The 24,712-nt window shown below is 59.2% G+C and carries 23 protein-coding genes and 1 tRNA gene; 2 read left to right on the forward strand and 22 right to left on the reverse strand.

Features of this window, described 5'->3' with window-relative positions:
* Positions 1 to 33: 33 nt before the first annotated feature.
* From ACSQ8V_RS12435 to ACSQ8V_RS12540, 22 genes are all read right to left on the reverse strand, one after another.
* Complete coding sequence (locus ACSQ8V_RS12435) at positions 34 to 330, reverse strand: DUF2818 family protein (RefSeq protein ID WP_213767367.1); 297 nt, start codon at positions 328 to 330, stop codon at positions 34 to 36.
* Complete coding sequence (gene nuoN, locus ACSQ8V_RS12440) at positions 330 to 1,808, reverse strand: NADH-quinone oxidoreductase subunit NuoN (protein WP_213767368.1); 1,479 nt, start codon at positions 1,806 to 1,808, stop codon at positions 330 to 332. The genes ACSQ8V_RS12435 and nuoN overlap by 1 nt, the downstream gene beginning before the upstream one ends.
* 24 nt (positions 1,809 to 1,832) lie before the next feature.
* Positions 1,833 to 3,323 carry an NADH-quinone oxidoreductase subunit M gene (locus tag ACSQ8V_RS12445; RefSeq protein WP_213767369.1) on the reverse strand — a complete coding sequence of 497 codons (1,491 nt, stop codon included), beginning with the start codon at positions 3,321 to 3,323 and terminating at the stop codon, positions 1,833 to 1,835.
* Positions 3,324 to 3,340: 17 nt separating this feature from the next.
* Complete coding sequence (gene nuoL, locus ACSQ8V_RS12450) at positions 3,341 to 5,413, reverse strand: NADH-quinone oxidoreductase subunit L (protein WP_213767370.1); 2,073 nt, start codon at positions 5,411 to 5,413, stop codon at positions 3,341 to 3,343.
* Between the two features lie 17 nt (positions 5,414 to 5,430).
* On the reverse strand, positions 5,431 to 5,736 hold the full coding sequence (gene nuoK, locus ACSQ8V_RS12455; RefSeq protein ID WP_158933863.1) for an NADH-quinone oxidoreductase subunit NuoK: 306 nt from the start codon (positions 5,734 to 5,736) through the stop codon (positions 5,431 to 5,433).
* 14 nt (positions 5,737 to 5,750) lie between these two features.
* A complete protein-coding gene (locus ACSQ8V_RS12460; protein WP_436205893.1) occupies positions 5,751 to 6,452 on the reverse strand; it encodes an NADH-quinone oxidoreductase subunit J in 702 nt (233 codons plus the stop codon).
* A gap of 189 nt (positions 6,453 to 6,641) precedes the next feature.
* Positions 6,642 to 7,130, reverse strand: a complete 489-nt coding sequence (gene nuoI, locus ACSQ8V_RS12465; protein ID WP_050381450.1) for an NADH-quinone oxidoreductase subunit NuoI — start codon at positions 7,128 to 7,130, stop codon at positions 6,642 to 6,644.
* An 18-nt stretch (positions 7,131 to 7,148) separates the two neighbouring features.
* Entirely contained in the window at positions 7,149 to 8,213 is a 1,065-nt protein-coding gene (gene nuoH, locus ACSQ8V_RS12470) for an NADH-quinone oxidoreductase subunit NuoH (protein ID WP_436205894.1), read from the reverse strand.
* Complete coding sequence (nuoG, locus tag ACSQ8V_RS12475) at positions 8,214 to 10,553, reverse strand: NADH-quinone oxidoreductase subunit NuoG (RefSeq protein WP_436205895.1); 2,340 nt, start codon at positions 10,551 to 10,553, stop codon at positions 8,214 to 8,216.
* A gap of 31 nt (positions 10,554 to 10,584) precedes the next feature.
* On the reverse strand, positions 10,585 to 11,910 hold the full coding sequence (gene nuoF, locus ACSQ8V_RS12480; protein WP_213767374.1) for an NADH-quinone oxidoreductase subunit NuoF: 1,326 nt from the start codon (positions 11,908 to 11,910) through the stop codon (positions 10,585 to 10,587).
* Positions 11,907 to 12,392 carry an NADH-quinone oxidoreductase subunit NuoE gene (gene nuoE, locus ACSQ8V_RS12485; protein ID WP_213767375.1) on the reverse strand — a complete coding sequence of 162 codons (486 nt, stop codon included), beginning with the start codon at positions 12,390 to 12,392 and terminating at the stop codon, positions 11,907 to 11,909. The genes nuoF and nuoE overlap by 4 nt, the downstream gene beginning before the upstream one ends.
* Positions 12,393 to 12,550: 158 nt before the next feature.
* Positions 12,551 to 13,804, reverse strand: coding sequence for an NADH-quinone oxidoreductase subunit D (locus tag ACSQ8V_RS12490; RefSeq protein WP_089164957.1), 1,254 nt, complete (start codon positions 13,802 to 13,804; stop codon positions 12,551 to 12,553).
* Between the two features lie 9 nt (positions 13,805 to 13,813).
* On the reverse strand, positions 13,814 to 14,416 hold the full coding sequence (locus tag ACSQ8V_RS12495) for an NADH-quinone oxidoreductase subunit C (RefSeq protein WP_436182127.1): 603 nt from the start codon (positions 14,414 to 14,416) through the stop codon (positions 13,814 to 13,816).
* Positions 14,417 to 14,539: 123 nt separating this feature from the next.
* On the reverse strand, positions 14,540 to 15,019 hold the full coding sequence (locus ACSQ8V_RS12500) for a NuoB/complex I 20 kDa subunit family protein (protein WP_027819582.1): 480 nt from the start codon (positions 15,017 to 15,019) through the stop codon (positions 14,540 to 14,542).
* 75 nt (positions 15,020 to 15,094) lie between these two features.
* A complete protein-coding gene (locus tag ACSQ8V_RS12505) occupies positions 15,095 to 15,454 on the reverse strand; it encodes an NADH-quinone oxidoreductase subunit A (protein ID WP_213767377.1) in 360 nt (119 codons plus the stop codon).
* A 166-nt stretch (positions 15,455 to 15,620) separates the two neighbouring features.
* Positions 15,621 to 15,705, reverse strand: a tRNA-Leu gene (locus tag ACSQ8V_RS12510).
* 114 nt (positions 15,706 to 15,819) lie between these two features.
* Entirely contained in the window at positions 15,820 to 16,197 is a 378-nt protein-coding gene (gene secG / locus ACSQ8V_RS12515; RefSeq protein ID WP_436205896.1) for a preprotein translocase subunit SecG, read from the reverse strand.
* Between the two features lie 87 nt (positions 16,198 to 16,284).
* Complete coding sequence (gene tpiA / locus ACSQ8V_RS12520; protein ID WP_436205897.1) at positions 16,285 to 17,067, reverse strand: triose-phosphate isomerase; 783 nt, start codon at positions 17,065 to 17,067, stop codon at positions 16,285 to 16,287.
* 172 nt (positions 17,068 to 17,239) lie between these two features.
* The gene (locus ACSQ8V_RS12525; RefSeq protein ID WP_436205898.1) at positions 17,240 to 18,256 is read right to left on the reverse strand and encodes an NAD(P)H-quinone oxidoreductase; all 1,017 of its coding nucleotides are present in this window, start codon (positions 18,254 to 18,256) and stop codon (positions 17,240 to 17,242) included.
* Between the two features lie 181 nt (positions 18,257 to 18,437).
* Positions 18,438 to 20,585, reverse strand: a complete 2,148-nt coding sequence (pnp, locus tag ACSQ8V_RS12530) for a polyribonucleotide nucleotidyltransferase (RefSeq protein WP_436205899.1) — start codon at positions 20,583 to 20,585, stop codon at positions 18,438 to 18,440.
* Positions 20,586 to 20,951: 366 nt separating this feature from the next.
* Entirely contained in the window at positions 20,952 to 21,230 is a 279-nt protein-coding gene (gene rpsO / locus ACSQ8V_RS12535) for a 30S ribosomal protein S15 (RefSeq protein WP_213767382.1), read from the reverse strand.
* Positions 21,231 to 21,503: 273 nt separating this feature from the next.
* A complete protein-coding gene (locus ACSQ8V_RS12540; RefSeq protein WP_436206645.1) occupies positions 21,504 to 22,892 on the reverse strand; it encodes a branched-chain amino acid ABC transporter substrate-binding protein in 1,389 nt (462 codons plus the stop codon).
* A gap of 308 nt (positions 22,893 to 23,200) precedes the next feature.
* On the opposite strand from ACSQ8V_RS12540, the gene ACSQ8V_RS12545 reads away from it, so the two are divergent.
* Both ACSQ8V_RS12545 and ACSQ8V_RS12550 read left to right on the forward strand, forming a co-directional pair.
* A complete protein-coding gene (locus tag ACSQ8V_RS12545) occupies positions 23,201 to 23,710 on the forward strand; it encodes a hypothetical protein (RefSeq protein WP_436205900.1) in 510 nt (169 codons plus the stop codon).
* Positions 23,711 to 23,922: 212 nt separating this feature from the next.
* Positions 23,923 to 24,579 (forward strand): carbonic anhydrase, encoded by a 657-nt coding sequence (locus ACSQ8V_RS12550; protein ID WP_436205901.1) that lies wholly within the window; start codon positions 23,923 to 23,925, stop codon positions 24,577 to 24,579.
* The last annotated feature ends 133 nt before the right edge of the window (positions 24,580 to 24,712 follow it).

The following is a 24,712-nucleotide window of genomic DNA, read 5'->3' on the forward strand; positions in this document are numbered from 1 at the left end:
AACACGAGGATCAAGCCACGACGGCCGTCGCCGTCAGCGGCGCTTGACGAGATACTGGAACGTGAAGCCGGGGAACGCGAGCACCAGGAACAGGCTGAAGGTCACGGCGTAAAACTGCCAGCCCTGCTCGAACCGGTTGCCCGCACGCGCTTCAAGCATAAAGCCGAGCGCGCCCACGACAAAATAAAGCACGATCAATTCCGCGATGCGAATCCAGCCGTTTTTCTTCGTCGTCTTGAGCGAGACGACAGAAAAAAGGCGCTGATTCGCGAACGGGAGGTTAGCGCCGACCAGCGCCAACAACACGATAAACCAGCCCGCTGCCGACATTACAACTGGAACGGCAAGGTATGCGTGATCGCGGCCAGGCAGGCGTTCATCAGCGGTCCGGGGACAATGCCAAGCACCAGCACAGCCAGGCCATTGAACGCGAGCAGCGCGCGCTTCAGGTTGTCCGCGATGATCGGCGATGTATCGGTCGGTGCATCGAAGTACATCAACTTGACGATACGCAGGTAGTAGAACGCACCCACGAGCGACGACATCACAGCCAGCACCGCGAGCCACGTCAGGCCGGCGTTCATGGTGGCCTCGAGCACGGCGAGCTTCGCGTAGAAGCCGACCATCGGCGGAATGCCGGCGAGCGAGAACATCATGATCATCATCACGAATGCGAACACCGGGCTACGCTGGTTCAGGCCCTTGAAGTCGTCGAGCGTTTCGGCTTCGAAGTCCTTGCGTGCCAACAACATGACGATACCGAAGGTGCCGAGCGTGGTCAGCAAATAGATGATGCTGTAGAACATGGCCGAGCTGTATGCGTTCGCGGCGCCGTCAGCCTTGCCGTCGACCACGCCTGCCAGCATGCCGAGCAGCACGAAGCCCATGTTCGAGATAGCCGAGTACGCCAGCATCCGCTTGATGTTCTTCTGCACGATACCCGTCACGTTACCCACGATCAGCGACAACGCGGCCAGGATCACCAGCATCTCTTGCCAGTCCACCGCCAGTGGCAGCAGCGCCATCACGAGGAAACGCAGACCCCACGCAAACGCCGCGGCCTTCGGGCCGCCGCCGGTGAGCAGCGTCATTGCGGTCGGTGCGCCTTGGTACACGTCAGGCACCCACATATGGAACGGCACCGCGCCCATCTTGAACGCCACGCCTGCCACCACGAAGATCACGCCGAACAACAGGACTGCGTCGTTGATGCGGCCAGTTGCGATCGCCTTCGCGACTTCGTTCAGTTCGAGCGAGCCGGTCGCGCCGTACAGCATCGAGATGCCGTAGAGCAGGAAACCCGAAGCGAGCGCGCCAAGTACGTAGTACTTCATCGCGGATTCGTTGGCTTGCGGCGAGTCCTTGCGCAACGCGATCACTGCGTACAACGACAACGACATCAGTTCCAGGCCGAGATACAGCGTCAGGAAGTTGTTGCCGGAAATCATCACGCACTGGCCGAGCAGCGAGAACAAGCCAAGCAGGAAGAAGTCGCCGCGGAACAGGTCGCGATCTTCAAGATACTTGCGTGAATAGATGATCGATACCGCGAAGCCGAGCGTCACGACCGCTTTCATCGCGCTCGCAAACGGATCGACCACGTACATGCGCGTGAAGTAGTAATGCGGCGTGGGATCGAGCGCCTGGAAGGCGAACCACACACCGACCACAATGGCCGACACAACTGAAATCAGGTAGGTCGTGTGACGGCTCTTCACGCCGAAGATGGTGTCGTTCAACCAGGCCACGACGACCATCAACATCAACAGTCCATCGGGTAACAGGGCACTCATGGGGGCGTTTTGCATGATCTATTATTTCCTCCGCACGCGTTACTGGGCCAGCGGCAGTTTGGACTGCGCGACGTGGGAGAGGAGATTTTCTACGGATGCGTGCATCACGTCGGTGAACGGCTTCGGATACAGGCCCATGTACAGCGTGAATACGGCAAGCACGGCGAGCATGAAGAATTCGCGCTTGTTGATGTCCTTCAGCTTCGCCACGTGCTCGTTCGCTATCGCGCCGAACTGCACACGCTTGTACATCCACAGCGTGTAAGCCGCGCCGAGAATCAGCGTGAAGGCAGCCAGGAAACCGATCCAGAAGTTGAACTTCACGGCAGCCAGAATCACCATGAATTCACCAACGAAACCTGAGGTACCCGGCAAGCCGCAGTTGGCCATCGCGAACAGCATGGCGAACGCGGCGAACTTCGGCATGACGTTGACCACACCGCCGTAGTCCGCAATCTGGCGCGAATGCATACGGTCGTACAGCACGCCGATACACAGGAACATCGCACCCGAGACAAAGCCGTGCGAGATCATCTGGATGATCGCGCCTTCCATGCCGAGCGTGCTGAAGATGAAGAAACCCAGCGTGACGAAGCCCATGTGCGCAATCGACGAATACGCCACCAGCTTCTTCATGTCTTCCTGCACCAGCGCCACGAAGCCGATGTAGATCACCGCGATCAAGGACAACGTGATCACCACCGGCGCCAGGAAATGACTGGCATCGGGCGCGATAGGCAGCGAGAAGCGGATGAAACCGTACGCACCGAGCTTCAGCATGATCGCGGCCAGCACGACCGAGCCGCCCGTCGGCGCTTCCACGTGGGCGTCAGGCAACCACGTGTGAACCGGCCACATCGGCACCTTCACGGCGAAGGCCAGGAAGAACGCGATGAACAGCAATATCTGCGGCGTGAAACCGATCTTCAGCGCGTGCCACGCAGCGATGTCGAACGTGTGCGTCTGTGTGTACAGATACAGCAACGCGATCAGCATCAGCAGCGAGCCCATCAGCGTGTACAGGAAGAACTTGAACGCGGCATACACGCGGTTCGGCCCGCCCCACACACCGATGATGATGTACATCGGAATCAGCGTTGCTTCGAAGAAGACGTAGAACAACATGCCGTCGGCGGTCGAGAACACGCCGATCATGAGGCCCGACAAGATCAGGAACGCGGCCAGGTATTGCGCCACGCGAACCGTGATGACTTCCCACGCGCTGATGATCGTGACCACCGTGATCAACGCGGTCAAGACGACGAACCACATGGAAAGACCGTCGACACCCAGGTGATACGAGATGTTGAAGCGATCGATCCAGACAGCCTTTTCTTCGAACTGCAGCGCGGCCGACGAGTTGTCGAAGCCGGTAATCAGGGGAATGGTGACGACCAGCCCAAGAATCGAGCCGATCAGCGCAAGCCAGCGCGACGGGCCAGGATTGCTGTCATTGCCTATTGCCAGTACCAGGATGCCGACAATGATCGGCGTCCAGATCGCGAGACTAAGAATGGGTAAAGAGTGCATAGATAGGTGTCCCCGCCTTATTTGCCGCCGAGCGTTACAAACAGGGTCAAGAGCCCCAACATGCCAATGATCATGGCGAACGCGTAGTGATAGATGTAACCGGATTGAAGGAAGCGAATCACACCGGCAAACCAGCCGACGAACTTCGCGAGACCGTTGACGATACCGTCGATAACCGCGACATCGCCCTCTTTCCAGAGTCCGCGGCCAATGGCGACCGCGCCCTTTGCAAATACGACTTCATTGATCTTGTCGAGGTAGTACTTGTTGTCGAGCAAGGTCCAGATCGGCAGGAAGCGTTGCTTGATCACGCCCGGCAAATCCGTGCGCTTCCAGTACAGGAACCACGACACCACCACGCCAGCGAGCGCCAGCCACACCGGCAAGCCCTCGACTGAACTCAGGCCCATCGCAAACCAGCCGTGGAATTCCTCGGCCATTTCATGCAGCGCCGGATGGTTTTCGCCGATGAAGATCACCTTGTCGAACACCACGCCATGCGCGAAGAAGTCGCCGAACAACATGGGGCCGATCGCGATTGCGCCGATGATCACCGACGGAATCGCCAGCAGGATCAGCGGAAGCGTGATGACCCATGGTGTTTCGTGCGGAACGTGCGGGCCGTGACCATGACCGTGATCGTCATGACCGTGTGAATCATGCGCGTCGTGTGCATGTGCCGCAGCTTCGATCGCCATCGGGCTTTCCGGATGCTTCGGACCGCGGAAACGCTCCTTGCCGTGGAACACCAGGAAGTACATGCGGAACGAATACAGCGCCGTGACGAACACGCTTGCCACCACCGCGAAATACGCGAAACCCGAGCCGGCGATGTGCGAGGCCTTCACGGCATCGATGATCGAATCCTTCGAGTAGAAGCCCGAGAAGAACGGTGTACCGATCAGCGCCAGCGAACCGATCAGTGACGTGATCCACGTGATCGGCATGTACTTACGCAGGCCGCCCATGTTGCGCATGTCCTGGTCGTGGTGCATGCCGATGATCACCGAACCCGCGCCAAGGAACAGCAGCGCTTTGAAGAACGCATGCGTCGCCAGGTGAAACACCGCCACCGGGTAAGCGGAGACGCCGAGCGCCACCGTCATGTAACCGAGTTGCGAGAGCGTGGAGTAAGCCACCACGCGCTTGATGTCGTTCTGCACCACACCAAGAAAACCCATGAACAGCGCGGTGATCGCGCCGATCACCGTCACGAACGACAACGCCGAATCCGACAATTCGAACAGCGGCGACATGCGCGTGACCATGAAAATACCGGCCGTCACCATGGTTGCCGCGTGGATCAGCGCCGAGATCGGCGTCGGGCCTTCCATGGAGTCCGGCAGCCACACGTGCAGCGGGAACTGCGCCGACTTACCCATCGCACCAATGAACAGGCAGATACAGGCAACGGTCAGCAGACCCCAGTCCGTGCCCGGGAACGTCATGCCGGCCAGCGCGGTACGGTGAGCGAAGACATCGCCGTAATTCAGCGAACCCGCAAACGCCAGCAACAAGCCGATGCCGAGCAGGAATCCGAAGTCGCCCACGCGGTTCACGATGAACGCCTTCATGTTCGCGTAGATGGCCGTCGGACGCGTGAAGTAGAAGCCGATCAGCAGGTACGACACGAGACCCACCGCTTCCCAGCCGAAGAACAACTGCAGGAAGTTGTTGCTCATCACGAGCATCAGCATGGAGAACGTGAAGAGCGAGATGTACGAGAAGAAGCGCTCGTAGCCCACCTTCTCGTCGGCCATGTAGCCGATCGTGTAGATGTGCACCATCAGCGAGACGAAGGTGACGATCACCATCATCATCGCGGTGAGCGAGTCGACCAGGAAGCCGATCTCCATCTTCAGCGGACCGACCGTCATCCATTCGTAGATGGTCGCGTTGAAGCTCGCGCCCTGCATCACGTCGACCAGGACGAAGCAGGAGAGCACGAACGAGATCATCACGCCGAGGATCGTGATGCGGTGCGAAGCCTTGCGCCCGATCTTCCAGCCGAACAGGCCGGCGATCAGCGAACCGGCAAGTGGCGCCAGCGCAATCGTGAGCAGAAGGTTTTCATTGAGTGTCGTGGACATATCTGTCTTGCCTGAAATTAACCTTTGAGCTGATCGAGGTCTTCGACGTTGATCGTGTCGAGACTGCGGAACAATGTGACCAGGATAGCGAGGCCGATTGCGGCTTCAGCCGCCGCGACCGTCAGCACGAAGAACACGAAGATCTGTCCGTGGATGTCGCCGAGATAATGCGAGAAGGCGACGAAGTTCGTGTTGACCGCCAGCAGCATCAATTCGATCGCCATCAAGATGATGATGATGTTACGTCGATTCAGAAAAATGCCGACGATGCTGATCGCGAACAGGATCGCGCCAAGCACAAGGTAATGGGCAAGACTCAACATGGTTATTTTTCTCCTCAGCCTTTGTTGTCGACCGTGCCGGCGCCGGCGTTGCCGGTCACGGGCGGATTGGTCGTGGCGTCCGGCGCTTCTTTCTCGGACTTCATCTTGACGATCCGCACGCGATCTTTCGCGCGCACCTTGACCTGGTCGCTGATGCGCTGGCGCTTGCTGTCCTTCTTCTCGCGAACGGTCAGCGAGACGGCCGCGATAATGGCCACCAGCAGGATCAGGCCGGCGATTTCAAACGCGAAGATATAGTCGGTGTAGATGACCTTGCCGATCAGCTGCGTGTTCGACATCACCGCGTTCGGGCCCACGCCGGAACCGAGCCCGTTGACCAGCATCGCGTCGCGCACCGGCGTAACCGTCGCGCCGTAACCGTGCCAAAGAATCAGCGCGGTTTCTATGATGATGATCGCGCCCACAATGCTCGCTATAGGCACGAACTTCTTGAAGTCGCCGTGCAGCACGTCGAGGTTGATGTCCAGCATCATCACCACGAACAGGAACAGCACCATCACCGCGCCGACGTAGACGAGAACCAGCAGAATGGCGAGGAATTCGGCTTCAAGCAGCATCCAGATCGCGGCCGCGTTGAAGAACGCGAGCACGAGGAACAAGGCGGACGCCACCGGATTGCGCGAAGTGATCACCTTCAACGCCGAGACAACCAGCAGCAGCGCGAAGATGTAAAACAGTACGGTCGTGAATTCCATGATTACCGGTTCATCGTTAGGCTTTGTGTTTTGACACAAGCACGCCGTGTCGCGTTTTTTAAGAACGCAACCTACAAGCTTGGCGCGCGGGCCGGAACAGCAGGTCAATTCAAATGCAGGAACAGCAAGGGGCGCGGCGGTGTTCAGCTTGCTCTGCCCCGCTCCGCTTTATTGCGTTTTTACCGCGTCTTACCGATAAGGCGCATCAGCCGCTTTCGCAGCAGCAATCTCCGTTTCATAACGGTCGCCTACTGCGAGCAACATGTCTTTCGTGAAATACAGGTCGCCGCGCTTCTCGCCGTGATATTCGAGGATGTGCGTTTCGACGATCGAATCAACCGGGCAGCTTTCTTCGCAGAAACCGCAGAAGATGCATTTGGTCAGGTCGATGTCGTAACGCGTGGTACGGCGTGTGTTGTCAGCGCGTGTTTCCGATTCAATCGTGATGGCAAGCGCCGGGCACACAGCCTCGCACAGCTTGCACGCGATGCAGCGCTCTTCGCCATTTTCGTATCGGCGCAATGCATGCAGGCCACGGAAACGCGGGGAGATCGGGGTCTTCTCTTCCGGGAACTGAACAGTGACCTTGCGCTGGAACAGGTAACCGCCTGTCAGCGCCAGGCCCTTCAGCAACTCGGTCAGGAAAAACGTTTTGAAGAAATTCTGTAGTGCGTTCATGGTTATTTCATCCGCCCATTATTTCCAGATGTTCAGCGGCGACATGATCCAGAACCCGACCACGACCACCCACACCACCGACACCGGCAGAAAGATTTTCCAGCCGAGACGCATGATCTGGTCGTAGCGATAACGCGGGAACGTCGCACGGGCCCAGATGAACACCGACAGCAGGAAGAAGATCTTCAGCACGAACCAGAAAATGCCCGGGATGAAGGACAGGAAACCAAACGGTGCGCTCCAGCCGCCGAGGAACAGCGTGGTTGCAATTGCCGAGATCACGATCATGTTGATGTATTCGGCGAGGAAGAACAGCGCGAAAGCCATGCCCGAATAATCGATCATGTGGCCCGCGACGATCTCCGACTCGCCTTCCACCACGTCGAACGGGTGACGGTTCGTTTCAGCAATGCCCGACACGAAATACACAACGAACATGGGCAGCAGCGGCAACCAGTTCCACGAGAGGAAGTTGATACCCCAGTTCGCGAAGATGCCCTGTTCCTGCGACACCACGATGGCCGACATATTCAGGCTGCCCGTGACCATCAGCACGACGACGAGCGCGAAGCCCATCGAGATTTCGTACGAGACCATTTGCGCTGCCGCGCGCATTGCGCCGAGGAACGCGTACTTCGAGTTCGACGCCCAGCCGGCGAGAATCACGCCATACACGCCGACGGACGAAATCGCCATCACATAGAGCAAGCCCGCGTTGATGTCGCCGAGCACCGCTTTCGCCTGGAACGGAATCACCGCCCATACCGCGAACGCCGGCACCACGGTCATGATTGGCGCGATCAGGTAGATCCAGCGGCTGGCTTGCGTCGGCTGAATCACTTCCTTCAGCAACAGCTTCAGCACGTCGGCGATCGGCTGCAACAGACCGAGCGGACCCACGCGATTCGGGCCGAGACGCACGTGCATCCAGCCGATGAGCTTGCGTTCCCACAGAATCAGGTACGCCACGCACAGCAGGATCACCACCGAGACCACGAGAATGCGGACTAGCGCCCACACCGTCGGCCAGGCGACGCCGAGAATCTGCGTCCCGCCTGTGTTGATCGTATCGAACAAGCCCATTTACGCCTTCTCCACTACCAGTTCACCGAACAGAGCCCCGAGCGCTGCACCGGCCGACGTTCCCGCCGATACACGCACCACGCTTTCCGCCAGGTTCGCATCGCGAACTGCCGGCAGGACCACCGCGAGATCACCTTGGGCAACACGCACTGCGTCGCCGTTTTTCAGACCGAGTTTCTCGAACAGCGACGTCGGCAGCGCAACCACGTTCGCGTCGCGCGCAGCAGTCGTCAGATGCAACGATTCAGCACGACGCGACAATGCGTCGGCGTGGTAAATCGGCGTGTCGGCGAGACGTTCGTAGCTGCCTTCCTTCACTGCAGCCGCTTTCGCAACAGCCTTGATCGCCACGTTCGTCTTGTTCGACAAACGCGCCGTCAGATCGCCCGTGCCCAATGCGGCGTCGCGGACTTCTTCGGCGGTATCGAATTCGAAACCCTTCAGCCCGAGGATGCTGCCCAGCACGCGCAGGACTTTCCAGCCCGGACGCGTTTCGCCCAGCGGACGCACCACGCCGTTGAACGTCTGCGCGGTACCTTCAGCGTTGACGAACGTGCCCGACGTTTCCGTGAACGGTGCGATCGGCAGCAACACGTCGGCGTAGTCGGCGCCATGCTTGAATGCCGACAGCGCGACGACCATTTCCGCCTGCTTCAATGCGGCGAGCGCAAGAGCTGGGTTAGCGGTATCGAATGCGGGTTCGACGTTGAACAGCACATAACCCTTGCGCGGCTGCTCGAATACTTCACGTGCGTTCAGACCGCCTTCGCCCGGCAGTGCATCGACGAGATGCGCGCCAACTGTATTGGCCGCTTCCGTCAGATAACCCAGCGTGGCGCCGGTGCTGTCCGCGATCCACTGGCATACCGCCTGAATCTGCGCGAACTGCGGATGCTGAACCGCGCTGTTGCCGAGCAACACCACACGCTTGTCACCCGCCGACAACGACGCGGCAATGTCTTTCGCCGCCGCCGACGCTTCGTGTGAAGCGAACGCTTCCGGCACTGCGACGCCTCGTGCTTCAGCTACCGCAGCAGCCAGACTGCCGAGACGATCGAGCCATTCCGACGGCGCCGCGACCACGCGATGCGCAGCCGGAATCAGCGAGTCATCATTGGTCGCGTTCAGGAACGTGAGCTTCGCGCCGCCCTTGGCCGCCTGACGCAGACGTGCCGCGAACAACGGATGATCGCGACGCAGGAACGAACCGACTACAAACGCCGTGTCGATATTCGTCAGGTCTGCGATCTTCACACCAAGCCACGGCGCGCTGTCCGACACCGGCGCCGAGAAGTCGCTCTGACGCAAGCGGAAGTCGACGTTCGGTGTACCCACGCCTTCAGCAAATTGCTTCAGCAGATACAGTTCTTCGACGGTGCTATGCGGCGTAGCCAGGGCAGCGATCTGATTCGCGCCGTGATCGGCCGTAATGCCCTTGATACCCTTCGCCACATATTCCAGCGCTGTTTGCCAGTCGGTCTCGATCCACTTGCCGCCCTGCTTCAACATGGGCTGCGTGAGACGTTCGTCGCTATTCAGCGCTTCATACGAGAAGCGATCCTTGTCCGAGATCCAGCATTCGTTGATGGCTTCGTTTTCCATCGGCAGAACGCGCATCACGCGGTTGTTCTTCACTTGCACGACCAGGTTCGCGCCGACAGAATCGTGCGGACTGATCGACTTGCGGCGCGACAACTCCCACGTACGGGCGCTGTAGCGGAACGGCTTGCTCGTCAACGCACCGACCGGGCACAGGTCGATCATGTTGCCCGACAGTTCCGAGTCCACCGTCTTGCCGACGAACGACGTGATTTCCGAATGCTCGCCACGACCCAGCATGCCGAGTTCCATCACGCCGGCCACTTCCTGACCGAAACGGACGCAACGCGTGCAATGGATGCAGCGCGTCATCTCTTCCATCGAGATCAGCGGTCCGACGTTCTTGTGGAACACCACGCGCTTTTCTTCGTTGTAGCGCGATTGCGACTTGCCGTAACCCACGGCCAGATCCTGCAACTGGCATTCACCGCCCTGGTCGCAGATCGGGCAATCGAGCGGGTGATTGATCAGCAGGAATTCCATCACGGACTGCTGCGCCTTCACGGCCTTGTCCGATTTCGTGCGCACGATCATGCCCGCCGATACCGGCGTGGCACAGGCGGGAACCGCCTTCGGCATTTTCTCGACTTCGACCAGGCACATCCGGCAGTTCGCCGCGATCGACAGCTTCTTGTGATAGCAAAAGTGCGGAATGTAGGTATCGACCTTATGCGCAGCCTGGATCACCATGCTGCCTTCAGGCACTTCTACACTTTTGCCGTCGATTTCTAGTTCAACCATGATGGGGAATGGTCCTTGGCCTGATCACTGATCACGCGGTAAGCGCTTCGGACGTGTGCGCATGATGCGCGTGTCCGTCGACGAGACAATGTTTATGCTCGACGTGATATTCAAATTCGTCCCAGAAGTGCTTCAGCATGCCGCGCACCGGCATGGCCGCCGCGTCGCCGAGAGCACAGATGGTGCGACCCATGATGTTTTCGGCGACCGAGTTCAGCAGATCCAGGTCTTCCTTGCGCCCGAGTCCATGTTCGATCCGATGCACCACGCGATACAGCCAGCCCGTACCTTCACGGCAAGGCGTGCATTGACCACATGATTCTTCGTAATAGAAATACGAAAGACGCAGCAGCGAACGCACCATGCAGCGCGTTTCGTTCATCACGATCACGGCGCCCGAACCGAGCATTGACCCGGCTTTCGCGATGGCGTCGTAGTCCATGTCGGTGTTCAACATGATCTCGCCCGGAATCACGGGTGCCGACGATCCGCCCGGGATCACCGCTTTCACCGACTTGCCGCGCACACCGCCAGCCAGATCGAGCAAGGTGGCGAACGATGTACCGAGCGGCACTTCGAAGTTGCCCGGACGATTGACGTCGCCGGCAACCGAGAAGATCTTCGTGCCGCCGTTATTCGGCTTGCCGATCTCGAGATACTTCTGCGGGCCAATAGCCAGCAGGAACGGCACGGCCGCGAACGTTTCGGTGTTGTTGATCGTGGTCGGCTTGCCATATACGCCAAAGCTCGCCGGGAACGGCGGCTTGAAGCGCGGCTGGCCTTTCTTGCCTTCCAGCGACTCGAGCAACGCGGTTTCTTCGCCGCAAATATACGCGCCGTAACCATGATGCGCATGCAGTTCGAACGAGAAGCCCGAACCCAGAATATTCGCACCGAGATAACCCGCAGCACGCGCTTCTTCAAGCGCCTGTTCGAAGATCTTGTAGACCTCGAAAATCTCGCCGTGAATATAGTTGTAGCCGACCGTGATGCCCATTGCATAGGCGCCAATGGCCATGCCTTCGATCAGCGAATGCGGATTCCAGCGCAGGATGTCACGGTCTTTGAACGTGCCCGGTTCGCCTTCGTCCGAGTTGCAGACGAGGTACTTCTGCCCCGGGAACTGGCGCGGCATGAAGCTCCACTTGAGGCCGGTCGGGAAACCCGCACCGCCGCGGCCACGCAGGCCCGACGCCTTGACGTCGGCAATGACCTGCTCTTGCGGAATCTTTTCTTCGAGAATGCGGCGCAGCTGGGCGTAACCGCCGCGCGCCACATAATCTTCGAGGTGCCAGTTGTCGCCGTTGAGGCCGGCGAGAATCAGGGGCTGGATGTGGCGGTCGTGAAGAGACGTCATTTCGATAGTTCCTCGAGGAGCGTGTCGATCCGCTCGCGACTCATGAAACTGCACATACGGTGATTGTTCACGAGCAACACGGGGGCATCGCCGCACGCGCCGAAACATTCGCCTTCTTTCAAGGTGAATTTGCCGTCGGCGGTGGTTTCGCCAAAGTCGATGCCGAGCTTTTGCTTCAGGTATTCAGCAGCGCTTTCGGAGCCGCCGTCCGGACCGAGTTGGCACGGCAAGTTCGTACAGAGCGTGATCTTGTATTTGCCGACCGGCGAGGTGTTGTACATGGTGTAGAACGTCGCCACCTCCTGCACGGCCACGGCGGGCATGCTGAGGTAGTCGGCCACGAACTGCATCAGTTCCGGCGATAGCCAGCCGTGCTCTTCCTGAGCGACGGTCAACGCCGACATCACCGCGGACTGTTTCTGGTCCACGGGATATTTCGCGATCGCGCGATCGATTTCTTTCAGGCCTTCAGCTGAGATCATTTCAGACACGACTCTTTCAGTTCCTACCGAACGAAAACCCACCGCGCCCTTCTTTTGCGGCAGACCTGGCGTCCTGCTGTTGTTGGTTCGCCGGCGTGCTCAGCGCTATTGCGCGTACATGCCGGCGTGGTGCGGCGCAGAATCCTGACGACTGCATGTCAGCGATCGATCTCACCGAACACGATGTCCTGCGTGCCGATGATCGTCACCGCGTCCGCAATCATGTGACCGCGAGCCATTTCGTCGAGTGAAGCAAGATGCGCATAACCCGGAGCACGAATCTTCAGCCGATACGGCTTGTTCGCGCCATCCGAAATCAGATAGATACCAAATTCGCCCTTCGGATGCTCGATTGCCGCGTAGGTCTCGCCTTCGGGAACGTGAAAACCTTCCGTGAAGAGCTTGAAATGGTGAATCAGCTCTTCCATGTTGGTCTTCATGCCGACGCGCGACGGCGGCGCAATCTTGTGATTGTCGACCATCACCGGGCCTGGATTCTTACGAAGCCAGTCAATACATTGTTTCGCGATGCGAGTGGACTGACGCATTTCTTCCACGCGCACGAGATAACGGTCGTAACAATCGCCGTTCACGCCGACCGGAATGTCAAAGTCCAGTTGGTCATAGACTTCGTACGGCTGCTTCTTGCGCAAATCCCACTCAATGCCCGAGCCGCGCAGCATCGCGCCGGTCATGCCGAGCTGCAACGCGCGCTCAGGACTGACCACGCCGATACCCACCAGCCGCTGCTTCCAGATACGGTTGTCGGTCAGCAGCGTCTCGTACTCGTCGACGCACTTCGGAAACCGGCCGAAAAACTCTTCGATAAAATCGAGCAACGAACCCTGACGAGTCTCGTTCATCCGCGACAACGCCTTCGCATTGCGGATTTTCGACGCTTTGTATTGCGGCATTGCGTCAGGCAGATCGCGATACACGCCGCCCGGACGGTAATACGCAGCGTGCATCCGTGCGCCGGAGACCGCTTCGTACACGTCCATCAAGTCTTCGCGTTCGCGGAATGCATACAAAAACACCGCCATGGCGCCGACGTCGAGCGCGTGCGAGCCGATCCACATCAGGTGGTTCAGCACGCGCGTGATTTCGTCGAACAGCACGCGAATATATTTCGCGCGAATGGGGATGTCGATGCCGAGCAGCTTCTCGATCGCCAACACGTAGCCGTGTTCGTTGGCCATCATCGACACATAGTCGAGACGGTCCATGTACGGCACGGACTGAATGAAGGTCTTCGATTCCGCGAGCTTTTCAGTCGCGCGATGTAGCAGCCCAATATGCGGATCGGCGCGCTGAATCACTTCGCCGTCCAGTTCCAGCACGAGGCGCAGCACACCGTGCGCGGCCGGGTGTTGTGGGCCGAAATTGAGCGTGTAGTTCTTGATCTCTGCCATGGCGTTCTCTTAGTGTTTCAGACCGCCATAGCGGTCCTCGCGGATCACGCGCGGCGTGATTTCGCGCGGCTCGATCGTCACTGGCTGGTACACGACGCGCTTCTCTTCGGGGTCGTAACGCATTTCGACATAACCCGACACCGGGAAGTCCTTGCGGAACGGATGACCGATAAAACCGTAGTCGGTAAGAATGCGGCGCAGGTCGGGGTGGCCTTCGAAGACGATACCGAACAGGTCGAATGCTTCCCGCTCGTACCAGTTCGCCGATGACCAGACGTCGACTGCCGACGGAACGATAGGCACTTCGTCGTCCGGTGCAAACACGCGCACGCGCAGACGCCAGTTGTTCGCGATCGAAAGAAGATGGAGGACGGCCGCGAAACGCGGGCCTTCGTAGGCGCCTTCGCCGTACGTGGAGTAGTCGACGCCGCACAGGTCGACGAGTTGTTCGAAGCCGAGCGAACGGTCGTCGCGCAGCTTGAGTATCACGTCGGCGTAGTTCGCCGCTTTGACGACGATGGTCAGTTGCCCGAGCGACTCGGTGATGCTTTGCAGGCGGTCGCCGAACGCCGCCTCGAGGTTCGCTTTCAGGGTCTCGAGTTTGCTTGCCATATTGGGGAGGCTCTGGCCTTGGTGACGCTTAATGGGACTTCAGGGACTTCAACAACGCTGACTGGCGTGCCTAATCTGTGCCATGAGTGCGCCATGACCTATCGGCGCACATACTAACGACAATTACTGGCGAGCGATCGTGCTGGTGCGACGAATCTTCGCCTGCAACTGAATCACGCCATACACCAGCGCTTCAGCCGTCGGCGGGCACCCGGGCACGTAGACATCGACCGGTACGATCCGGTCACATCCGCGCACGACCGAATACGAATAGTGGTAGTAACCACCGCCGTTGGCGCACGAACCCATGGAGATGACCCAGCGCGGCTCGGCCATCTGGTCGTAGACCTTGCGCAGTGCCGGCGCCATTTTGTTGCATAGCGTGCCGGCGACGATCATCACGTCCGACTGCCGCGGACTCGGACGAAACACGACGCCGAAACGGTCCAGATCGTAGCGGGCAGCGCCCGCGTGCATCATCTCGACCGCACAACACGCCAAGCCGAACGTCATGGGCCACAGCGAACCCGTGCGCGTCCAGTTGATCAGTTTGTCAGCCGTGGTGGTGACAAACCCTTCCTTCAAGACCCCTTCGATACTCATTTGCTTTCACTCCAGATGAGCAGCCAGCCATAGCCGCCCAGCAATCCGGTGATCTTCAACCCGCCCGTTATACCGTTACTCCCAGTCCAGCCCACCCTTTCTCCAGATGTAGGCAAAACCAAGCAGAAACTCGAGCAGAAAAACCATCATTGACAAGAAACCGGGCCAGCCAATGTCGCGCAGGGCAACGCCCCACGGAAACAGGAACGCGGTCTCGAGGTCGAAAATAATGAACAGAATAGCGACGAGATAGTAACGCACATCGAACTTCATACGCGCGTCTTCGAATGCCTCGAAGCCGCACTCGTAAGGCGCGTTCTTTTCAGTGTCAGGCTTATTGGGACCGAGGATCTTACCGATGCTGACCAGCGCAATACCTAGACCGGTACCTACGACAAGGAACAGAAAGACGGGATAATAGGCTGAGAGATTCACGACTATCCTCAAATCGGTTTGATCTGGTGTGCCGGCCGGGACGACTGCCCAACCGATTTTCAACTAAAGCCGAGAAACTTGCACAAGAGACCTTGAGCAGATTTTCACTCGCCAGAAGTGACAATGCCAGCCGAAGCAATGCATGCGGCTGGCATTGGATAACTTTTGGTGCCGACGGCGAGACTCGAACTCGCACAGCTTTCGCCACTACCCCCTCAAGATAGCGTGTCTACCAATTTCACCACGTCGGCACTGTCTTGAAATCCGGAAAAACAACTTCTTATTGCCGGGAATCGCTTCAAGAACAAAATTATAACCGGGTTAACCAGTTTGTTCAACGCACAAAAAGCGATCCAGGCGAAAAATTATTTCGGAACGTCAGAGCCAGGACCCGACGATGCGACAGGTGCCGAAGCCGCTGCCGACGCCGATGCGCCAACTGCCGGATGGACTGCGGGCGCGGTCACTGCCGCCCCGCCCAGCAAGCCTGCGGAGGCCGCCGGCTTGTAGCTGCCAAGGTACGTCAACGTCAGTGTCGAGATGAAAAACACGGCTGCGAGCACGGCTGTTGTACGCGACAGGAAGTTGGCCGAACCGGTTGCCCCGAACAGGCTTCCCGACGCCCCACTACCGAAGGCCGCACCCATGTCGGCACCCTTACCGTGCTGCAGCAATACCAGCCCGATAACACCAAACGCCGACAACAACTGGACGACGATAATCAAAGTCTTTAAATACAGCATTCCGTTCACCCGACTCTTTTAATGTTCACGTGACACTGTTGCGTCACGCTTTTAATGCTTACATTTTCGAAAGCTTAAACTCGGCGATTAAACCGAAACGTTTTGTGCCGCCTGACAAATCGCAAGGAAATCGTTCGACTTCAGCGATGCACCGCCAATCAATCCGCCGTCGATGTCCTGTTGAGCGAATAACTCTTCCGCGTTCTCCGGCTTGACGCTGCCACCGTACAACACCGGGACGCCCGCCACTGCCGCGCTCTTGCCCACCAGTTGCGCGCGCAGGAATGCGTGAACCTGTTGCGCCTGCGCTGTCGTCGCGCTTTTCCCCGAGCCGATCGCCCAGACCGGCTCGTACGCCACGACGATCTTCGCCGCCTGGGCTTCGCTCAGCACCCGCAACACCGCTTCCAGTTGCGTGCCGACCACTTGTTCTGTCAAACCCTTGTCACGCTGTTCCAACGTTTCGCCCACACACACGATAGGCGTCAGCCCCGCTTCCAGGGCGCGCTGCGCCTTCACCGCGACCAGGTCCGAATGCTCGCCGTGATAGGCGCGCCGCTCCGAGTGACCCACGATCGCAAATGTTGCATCAAAATCCGCCGCCATGCCTGCGGCGACTTCGCCGGTATAAGCGCCCTGCGTGTGGGCTGACACGTCCTGGACACCCCACGCGACCACCGATCCGCCCAGCAGCGCCTGCGCCTGCGCCAGATACGGCGTGGGTACGCAAACCGCTGTGCGCACGCCCTTCTGCAAGGTCGCGGCGCCGGCGGCCACGGCTTGCATCAAGACCGCGTTCTCAGCCAGACGGCCGTGCATCTTCCAGTTACCGACCACCAGCTTGGCGCGTTTGGCTTGTTCTTTCGGCATTTGTCTCGTCGTAGCAGCGAGGCTGCCGATCATTGAAATAGAAAAATTGGAACTTTCGGAGGCAACGCGCCAGCACAACATGCAATTTTACTGTGCGCGGCGGAAAACGGTCAAACACGCGCTTAAACAACGTGATCTGAACTGCCTCCCATTTCAACTCCAGGGTCCGGAATCAGGCGACCTGACTCCAGTCCAGCATGATCTTGCCAATGTGCGTACTACCTTCCATCAACGCGTGCGCGGCGGCGGCCTGATCGGCGGGGAAAACCTGGTGAATGACAGGCTTGATCCGTCCCGCTTCGATTTCCGGCCACACCTGCGTCTTCAGTTGCACCGCGACCCTGCCCTTGAACGCGACCGAGCGTGGCCGCAATGTGGAACCGGTGATTACCAGACGGCGGCGCAGCACTTCGTTGAGGTTGATCTCGGCCTTCGAACCACCCAGGGTTGCGATGACCACCACCCGGCCGCCGTCGGCCAGCGCCTTCAGCTCGCGCGGAAGATAGTCGCCGGCAACCATGTCGAGGATCACATCCACACCACGGTCGTTCGTCAGCGACTTCACCACGTCGACGAAATCTTCCGTGTTGTAGTTGATCGCGCGTTCCGCGCCCAGCTTTTCGCACGCCTGACACTTTTCGTCGTTTCCGGCCGTCACGAACACGCGATGCCCCAACGCCTTTGCTATCTGGATAGCCGTCACGCCGATGCCACTCGACCCGCCCTGGATCAGCAGCGTTTCTTCCGCGCCGTTCTCGCCCTTGCCCAGATGCGCGCGTTCGAACACGTTGCTCCAGACCGTGAAGAACGTTTCCGGCAGCGACGCCGCCTCGATATCCGTCAACCCCTTCGGCACCGGCAGGCACTGCTCGAGCGGCGCGCACGCGTATTCGGCGTAACCGCCGCCCGCGAGCAGCGCGCACACGCGGTCCCCTGCTTTCAAACCGAACGGATTGTGCTTCGGATCGAAGTCACCGCGCACGATCTCACCCGCGACCTCCAGCCCCGGCAGATCCGACGCGCCCGGCGGCGGCGCATAACCCCCCTTGCGCTGGAACACGTCCGGACGATTCACGCCCGATGCCGCGACCTTGATCAGCACTTCGCCGGCCTTCGGCTCCGGCATCGGACGCTCGCCCAGCTTCAGTACTTCGGGTGCGCCAAACTCGGTGATTTCGATGGCTTTCATCTGCTTGTTCCCTTCAAGTCACACGCGCGTAACACCGATGCATAACCCCATGGCATTGCGGGCTCACTCAGCCGAACCCCGCAATAACATCGAATCACATCCGAACCATCACATTGCACCATCGCATTCAAAAATGGCCGGCGCGCGACCTTCACGCGCCGGCCACTCCGAACTTACCGCATTACTGCTGCGTCGGCTGGATCGGTTCGATAGGCGCGCCGCCTTCATTCAGCAAAGCCTTCGCCGACAAACGGACACGACCCTTTTCGTCTGTCTGGATGACCTTGACCTTCACGATCTGGCCTTCCTTCAGGTAGTCGTTGATGTCCTTGATGCGCTCGTTGACGATTTCCGAGATGTGCAGCAGACCATCCTTACCCGGAAGAATATTCACGATTGCACCGAAGTCCAGCAATTTGAGTACCGGGCCTTCGTAGACCTGACCCACTTCCACTTCAGCCGTGATGTTCTCAATGCGCTTCTTCGCTTCCGCCATGCCTTCGCTGCTCGTGCTGGCGATAGTCACCACGCCGTCATCGGAAATATCGATGGTCGTGTTGGTTTCTTCGGTCAACGCACGGATCACCGAACCGCCCTTGCCGATCACGTCGCGGATCTTCTCCGGATTGATCTTCATGGTGATCATGCGCGGCGCGTAGTCCGACAGGTTCGTGTTCGTACCCGGAACAGCGGTCGTCATCTTGCCCAGGATATGCATGCGGCCTTCCTTCGCCTGCGCGAGCGCGACCTGCATGATTTCCTTCGTAATGCCCTGGATCTTGATGTCCATCTGCAGTGCCGTCACGCCTTGCGCCGTGCCCGCCACCTTGAAGTCCATGTCGCCGAGGTGATCTTCGTCGCCCAGGATGTCCGTCAGCACCGCGAACTTGTTGCCTTCGAGGATCAGGCCCATCGCGATACCCGCGACGTGCGCCTTCATGGGCACACCAGCGTCCATCAGCGCGAGACAGCCGCCGCAAACCGATGCCATCGACGAAGAGCCGTTCGATTCCGTGATTTCCGACACCACGCGAATGGAGTAGCCGAATTCCTCGGCGCTCGGCAGCACTGCCACCAATGCGCGCTTCGCCAGACGGCCGTGACCGATTTCACGGCGCTTCGGCGAACCGACGCGACCCGTTTCGCCGGTCGCGAACGGAGGCATGTTGTAGTGAAGCATGAAGCGTTCGCGATACTCGCCTTCGAGCGCGTCGATGTTCTGTTCGTCGCCCTTCGTGCCCAGCGTCGCGATCACGAGCGCTTGCGTTTCGCCGCGCGTGAACAACGCCGAACCGTGCGTACGCGGCAGCACGCCGGTACGGATTTCGATCGGACGAACGGTGCGGGTGTCGCGGCCGTCAATACGCGGTTCGCCGTTCAGGATCTGCGTACGGACGATCTTCGCTTCGATGTCGAACATCACGTTGCCGATGGTCGCCTTGTCAGCGGGCGTTTCGCCCTTGGCAACGGCTTCTTCGGTCAGCTTTGCGGTCGTCGATGCGTAGACTTCCTTCAGCTTCGCGGTGCGAGCCGATTTGTCGCGGATCTGGTACACGGCATTCAGATCGGCTTGAGCGAGTTCAGCTACACGAGCGATCAGCGGCTCGTTCTTCGGCGCCGGCGTCCAATCCCACTCAGGCTTGCCACCTTCGGCAACCAGTTCGTGGATCGCGTCGATAGCGATTTGCATCTGATCGTGACCAAACACAACAGCGGCCAGCATGACTTCTTCGGTCAGTTGCTGCGCTTCCGATTCCACCATCAGCACCGCGCGTTCCGTACCGGCGACGATCAAATCGAGCGCCGATTCCTTCATTTGCGGACGCGTCGGGTTCAGGACGAATTCGTTGTTGATATACGCGACGCGGGCAGCACCCACCGGGCCGTTGAACGGCAGGCCGGAGATAGCCAGCGCGGCCGACGCGCCGATCAGCGCGGGGATGTCGGCGGGCACATCGGGATTCAGTGACAGCACGTGAATCACGACCTGGACTTCGTTGTAATAGCCTTCCGGGAACAACGGGCGCAACGGACGATCGATCAGGCGCGAGATCAGCGTTTCGCCTTCCGACGGACGGCCTTCGCGACGGAAGAAACCACCCGGGATCTTGCCGGCTGCGTAGGTCTTTTCCAGATAATCGACGGTCAACGGGAAGAAATCCTGGCCCGGCTTTGCCGTCTTCGCGCCGACAACCGTCGCGAGCACCACGGTATCTTCTATATCAACGATCACGGCGCCGCTTGCCTGGCGCGCGATTTCACCTGTTTCCAGGCGTACGTTGTGTTGTCCCCACTTGAATTCCTTGACGATCTTTTTAAACATTCTCACTCCTTCTTCGTTATGCCTCGTGCTTGTTCGAGCGTGTTGTCGTGGACTCCAGAGCATCCGGAGCCCGTGCACGCGCTGAAAAAACGGCGAAGCCAAGCGATGACCGGAACCGCGCGAAAAGAGGGGTGTATGTCATTCCAACGCAACACGACACGCGATGCGCATGACGCGCTGGAATGACACAAAGCTCTGCCGCGAGGCCCGGTCCTGTAGTCGAATCGGCTTCCGATCCGGGGTTGGCTTTAATGCAAGCCTTCGATATTTCCCGCTACTTTCACTTCTGCGCCCATGAAGAGCGCGCCGTTCAAAAACAAAATGCCTGTATCAGCAAACTGACACAGGCATTTCGTTGTGAACGCTGGCCGCTTACTTACGCAGGCCCAGCTTCTCGATCAGCGTGCGATAACGATCAGCGTCTTTGCCCTTGAGGTAATCGAGCAGCTTACGACGGCGGCTCACCATGCGCAGCAGGCCGCGGCGGCTGTGGTGATCCTTCGTGTGAGCCTTGAAGTGAACGGTCAGTTCATTGATACGGGTGGTCAGCAGTGCAACCTGCACTTCTGGCGATCCGGTGTCATTAGCGGCGCGCGCGTATTCTGCGACGACGTCGGACTTCTTTGCATGAGCAGCAACTACGGTAGACATTTGATTTTCCTTTGAAACGGACAGGCGGTCACGGAAGAAGGGCCGTGCCGTGGGTTTTCTACATCTGTCCTCAGCCGCCGAAACTTGATCTCGACCTTGGACTTCCTTGCCGGACGGGCCTGAGGAACGCTTTAAGCGGACTTTGCAACCCGCAATTCCACTCAACCCTGAGTACGGCAAGTCGCGAATTATAGCACAGCAACTTTTGCCGTCGACCGGGTTCGAGACGACGGGCGAAATGATGCAATAGGCCTGCGCCCAAGCTTATTGTTTTTACGACGCCGGACGTTTCATCTGGCAGGTGGTCGGCATCGCGGTCTGGGCGGCCGGGATCTTGAGCAGCGTCCGAAAGCCAAAGCCGGAACCTTCGTTGTCGAAGCGCACACCACGCACTCCGGCCGACCCCGCCTTATCCATTTCGATCACGTAAAGGGGCTGGATCAGTTGATGATCGGCGGCGCGCATTTCTATCGTCTGGAACCCCTTGTCCAGCTTCATGCCTTCCAGCGCATGCGCGACTGCGGCCGGGTCGGCGCTGCGTGCTTTCTCCATGGCCTGCGCGAGCATCTCGATCATGAGCGGCATGCGCAGGAAGAGGTAATCGTCGGCGGGCGCGGGGAAACGGGCGCGGAACGCTTCGTAATAAGCATCCGACGCCGTGCCGCCTGCGTTCGGATGCCAGTCGGCCACCGCCACGACGTGCTTTACGCCGGCGTCGCCCAGAGCGGCGGGCGCGCCCAGGCTGTTGCCATAGAACGTATAGAAATGCGTGTCGAGTCCTTGTTCGCGAGCGGCCTTGACGAGCAGCGTCAGGTCGTTGCCCCAGTTGCCGGTGATCACCGCGTCGGCGCCGCTTGCGCGGATCTTGGCAATGTACGGCGCGAAGTCCTTCACGCGGCCGGCGGGGATGAATTCATCGGCGACGATCGCGATGTCCGGACGGCGCTCCTTCAACGCTCGCTGGGCTTCATGGCTGACATCGTGGCCGAAGCTGTAGTCCTGGTTGAACAAATAAACTTTCTTCACCGATTGATCGTGCTGGATGACATCGGCGAGCGCATTCATGCGCATGCCGGCGTGGGCATCGAAGCGAAAATGCCAGAAGCTGCAATCCGCGTTGGTGAGCGCGGGGTCGTCGGCGGAATAATTGAGGAACACCACGCGATGCCCGGGATCGCGGGCATTTTGTTTATTGATCGCGTCGATGAGCGCCGCTGCAACCGCCGAACTATTGCCCTGCATGACAAAGCCAACATTCTGGTCGATGGCCGCACGCAACTGGACAAGGCTGGCTTCGCTGCTGCCCTTGCCGTCGAGGACCACGAGTTGCAGCGGGTGTTTGCCATCGGGCAAGGTGACGCCGCCGTTCGCGTTCACGCGCTCCACACCGAAGCGCAGATTGCGCTCGACGGCCGCGCCCGCGTTCGCGAACGGCCCGGACATGCCTTCGATCATCGCGATTCGAATGGCCGGCAAACCGGGAGCGGCATCCGCCGCGCACGCGGGGGCAACCAACACACCGCCAACACATGAAGCCACCAGCAACGAACCACCCAGGCGCTTACCGGCGCGCAATGTGCGGCCGAGCAAGCCGAACCACCCTGCCGGCAGGAACCGATTACCTGCCCTGAAAGAAACCACGCACTGCAAACCGAGACCCATACAGTCCATTACAGTTCATCCGTGAGTAAATGACAGCGAACATGACAGCAAAGCGAATCGCGGATCATAGGGCGTTCGGCACGCTGCATGCAACCGCCCAGGAAAATGCGAACAGAAATGGAATAGCTACCCGAGCCCGCGCGTTCCAGCTATAACCGCAAGCACGCTCTGACCGAAGGACGAACCGGCGACCGCAATCAAAACCGCCCGCCTACCGCGTGTCAAAATAAGCGACATAGCGCAGATCACCAGAAAAACCCACAACCAACCGTGGATACAGCGTGGAAACGAATACGAAGGAGGCTTCGATGTTGAGCAAGGCAATACGAAAACCCGCGGCAGCAATGGCGCTCGCCCTGCTGCTTACGGCGTGCGCGCAGCCGTGGCAGAACTACCAGGCTGGCGCCGACTCATCGACCATCACGGCAAAGCTGGGGCCGCCGAAAGAGGTCTATGACCTGCCGAATGGCGGCAAGCGCCTGATGTGGCCGACCCAACCGCTGGGCGAGGTGACGACGGCGGCGGATATCGATGCATCGGGGAAGATCGTGAGCGTGCGGCAGGTCCTCGATGAAAACGAGTTCTACAAAGCGCAGATCGGCACCTGGACGCGCAAGGACGTGCTGATCAACTTCGGCCGTCCGGAGGAGACGTCCTACTTCCCATTGATGAAACGCGAGGTATGGACGTACCGGTACATGGAGGCAAACGTCTGGTACATGATGTACAGCTTTTACTTCGATGACCAGGGCACGCTCCGCCTGACGCAAAAAACGCCCGACCCGCTTCACGATCCCGACGCCCGGAATTTCTTCTGATTTCTCTGGAAAGTACCGAAGAAGTCTGTTGTCGACGAAAAAATGCCGCCCGAAAAAGCGGCATTTTTTTACGCCTGGACTGCCGGAACCTTTTAATAAAAAGTGATTCGCAAGGTTAATCGCGGCGCAGCAATGACGCCGGAAGCCCGTTTCCAGCGATAATTTGACCGTTGCAGTGCTGTACCTCTCGTTACGCTTTGGAGCTGATACCCATGCATCGACCTAAACGCATGCTGGCTGAGAACGCCGACTGGGCGGCTGAAATTGCCGCCAGCGACCCGGATTTCTTCGAAACACTGGCTCAGGGTCAAAGTCCGACCGTGCTGTGGCTGGGATGCTCCGACAGCCGCGTGCCGGCCGAAACCATCACGCACTCGAAGCCCGGAGATTTATTCGTCCATCGCAACATCGCGAACCTCTTTTCACCGGACGATGACAACACCATGAGCGTCCTCGAATACGCGGTGAGGGTGCTGAAAGTGGACCACGTGATTGTGTGCGGACACTACGGCTGCGGGGGCGTGCGTGCGTCGTTGCTGCCCTTGTCCGACGCCCTGCCCCACGTCAACCGCCGCATTGCCCCGTTGTGCGCGCTGGCGCGTGAGCACAGCAGCGAACTCGACGCCATGAGCACGATGGATTCGCGCATCGACCGGCTGGCGGAACTGAGCGTGCTTGAACAAGTGGGCGCGCTACGCGATACACCCATCGTGCGCGACGCCGAACGTCCACCGCGCGTTCACGGCTGGATCTTCGGTCTGCGCGACGGCCGCATCAAGGTGCTTTCGTCTGGAGACCCCGCCGATTCCGATACGGACACCGCGGGCGAGCCCACCGGCTCTTCAAATACAGCTGCGAAAGCAGCATGACCCGCACCGGCGCATGGCGCGTGATCGAAACCACCCGCTTGCTGTCGGGCATAAAGCTGCAATGAAAAACGGCCCTCGCTTTTGGCGAGAGCCGTTTTTTAACCGATGAAGCGCCGGATACGCGCCTCAATCG

It is taken from the genome of Caballeronia sp. LjRoot31 (genome assembly GCF_964253885.1).
Lineage (GTDB): Bacteria > Pseudomonadota > Gammaproteobacteria > Burkholderiales > Burkholderiaceae > Caballeronia.

What these genes read in the sequence shown, in the direction of transcription:
- tpiA (WP_436205897.1), bottom strand. Translation starts at nt 17,067, where the DNA reads ATGCCGAAAGAACAAGCCAAACGCGCCAAGCTGGTGGTCGGTAACTGG.
- ACSQ8V_RS12460 (WP_436205893.1), bottom strand. Translation starts at nt 6,452, where the DNA reads ATGGAATTCACGACCGTACTGTTTTACATCTTCGCGCTGCTGCTGGTT.
- secG (WP_436205896.1), bottom strand. Translation starts at nt 16,197, where the DNA reads ATGCTGTATTTAAAGACTTTGATTATCGTCGTCCAGTTGTTGTCGGCG.
- ACSQ8V_RS12550 (WP_436205901.1), top strand. Translation starts at nt 23,923, where the DNA reads ATGCATCGACCTAAACGCATGCTGGCTGAGAACGCCGACTGGGCGGCT.
- ACSQ8V_RS12500 (WP_027819582.1), bottom strand. Translation starts at nt 15,019, where the DNA reads ATGAGTATCGAAGGGGTCTTGAAGGAAGGGTTTGTCACCACCACGGCT.
- ACSQ8V_RS12525 (WP_436205898.1), bottom strand. Translation starts at nt 18,256, where the DNA reads ATGAAAGCCATCGAAATCACCGAGTTTGGCGCACCCGAAGTACTGAAG.
- nuoK (WP_158933863.1), bottom strand. Translation starts at nt 5,736, where the DNA reads ATGTTGAGTCTTGCCCATTACCTTGTGCTTGGCGCGATCCTGTTCGCG.
- nuoL (WP_213767370.1), bottom strand. Translation starts at nt 5,413, where the DNA reads ATGTCCACGACACTCAATGAAAACCTTCTGCTCACGATTGCGCTGGCG.
- nuoF (WP_213767374.1), bottom strand. Translation starts at nt 11,910, where the DNA reads ATGACGTCTCTTCACGACCGCCACATCCAGCCCCTGATTCTCGCCGGC.
- nuoN (WP_213767368.1), bottom strand. Translation starts at nt 1,808, where the DNA reads ATGCAAAACGCCCCCATGAGTGCCCTGTTACCCGATGGACTGTTGATG.
- ACSQ8V_RS12495 (WP_436182127.1), bottom strand. Translation starts at nt 14,416, where the DNA reads ATGGCAAGCAAACTCGAGACCCTGAAAGCGAACCTCGAGGCGGCGTTC.
- nuoE (WP_213767375.1), bottom strand. Translation starts at nt 12,392, where the DNA reads ATGATCTCAGCTGAAGGCCTGAAAGAAATCGATCGCGCGATCGCGAAA.
- nuoG (WP_436205895.1), bottom strand. Translation starts at nt 10,553, where the DNA reads ATGGTTGAACTAGAAATCGACGGCAAAAGTGTAGAAGTGCCTGAAGGC.
- rpsO (WP_213767382.1), bottom strand. Translation starts at nt 21,230, where the DNA reads ATGTCTACCGTAGTTGCTGCTCATGCAAAGAAGTCCGACGTCGTCGCA.
- ACSQ8V_RS12490 (WP_089164957.1), bottom strand. Translation starts at nt 13,804, where the DNA reads ATGGCAGAGATCAAGAACTACACGCTCAATTTCGGCCCACAACACCCG.
- nuoH (WP_436205894.1), bottom strand. Translation starts at nt 8,213, where the DNA reads ATGGGCTTGTTCGATACGATCAACACAGGCGGGACGCAGATTCTCGGC.
- nuoI (WP_050381450.1), bottom strand. Translation starts at nt 7,130, where the DNA reads ATGAACGCACTACAGAATTTCTTCAAAACGTTTTTCCTGACCGAGTTG.
- ACSQ8V_RS12540 (WP_436206645.1), bottom strand. Translation starts at nt 22,892, where the DNA reads ATGGGTCTCGGTTTGCAGTGCGTGGTTTCTTTCAGGGCAGGTAATCGG.
- ACSQ8V_RS12435 (WP_213767367.1), bottom strand. Translation starts at nt 330, where the DNA reads ATGTCGGCAGCGGGCTGGTTTATCGTGTTGTTGGCGCTGGTCGGCGCT.
- ACSQ8V_RS12445 (WP_213767369.1), bottom strand. Translation starts at nt 3,323, where the DNA reads ATGCACTCTTTACCCATTCTTAGTCTCGCGATCTGGACGCCGATCATT.
- ACSQ8V_RS12545 (WP_436205900.1), top strand. Translation starts at nt 23,201, where the DNA reads ATGTTGAGCAAGGCAATACGAAAACCCGCGGCAGCAATGGCGCTCGCC.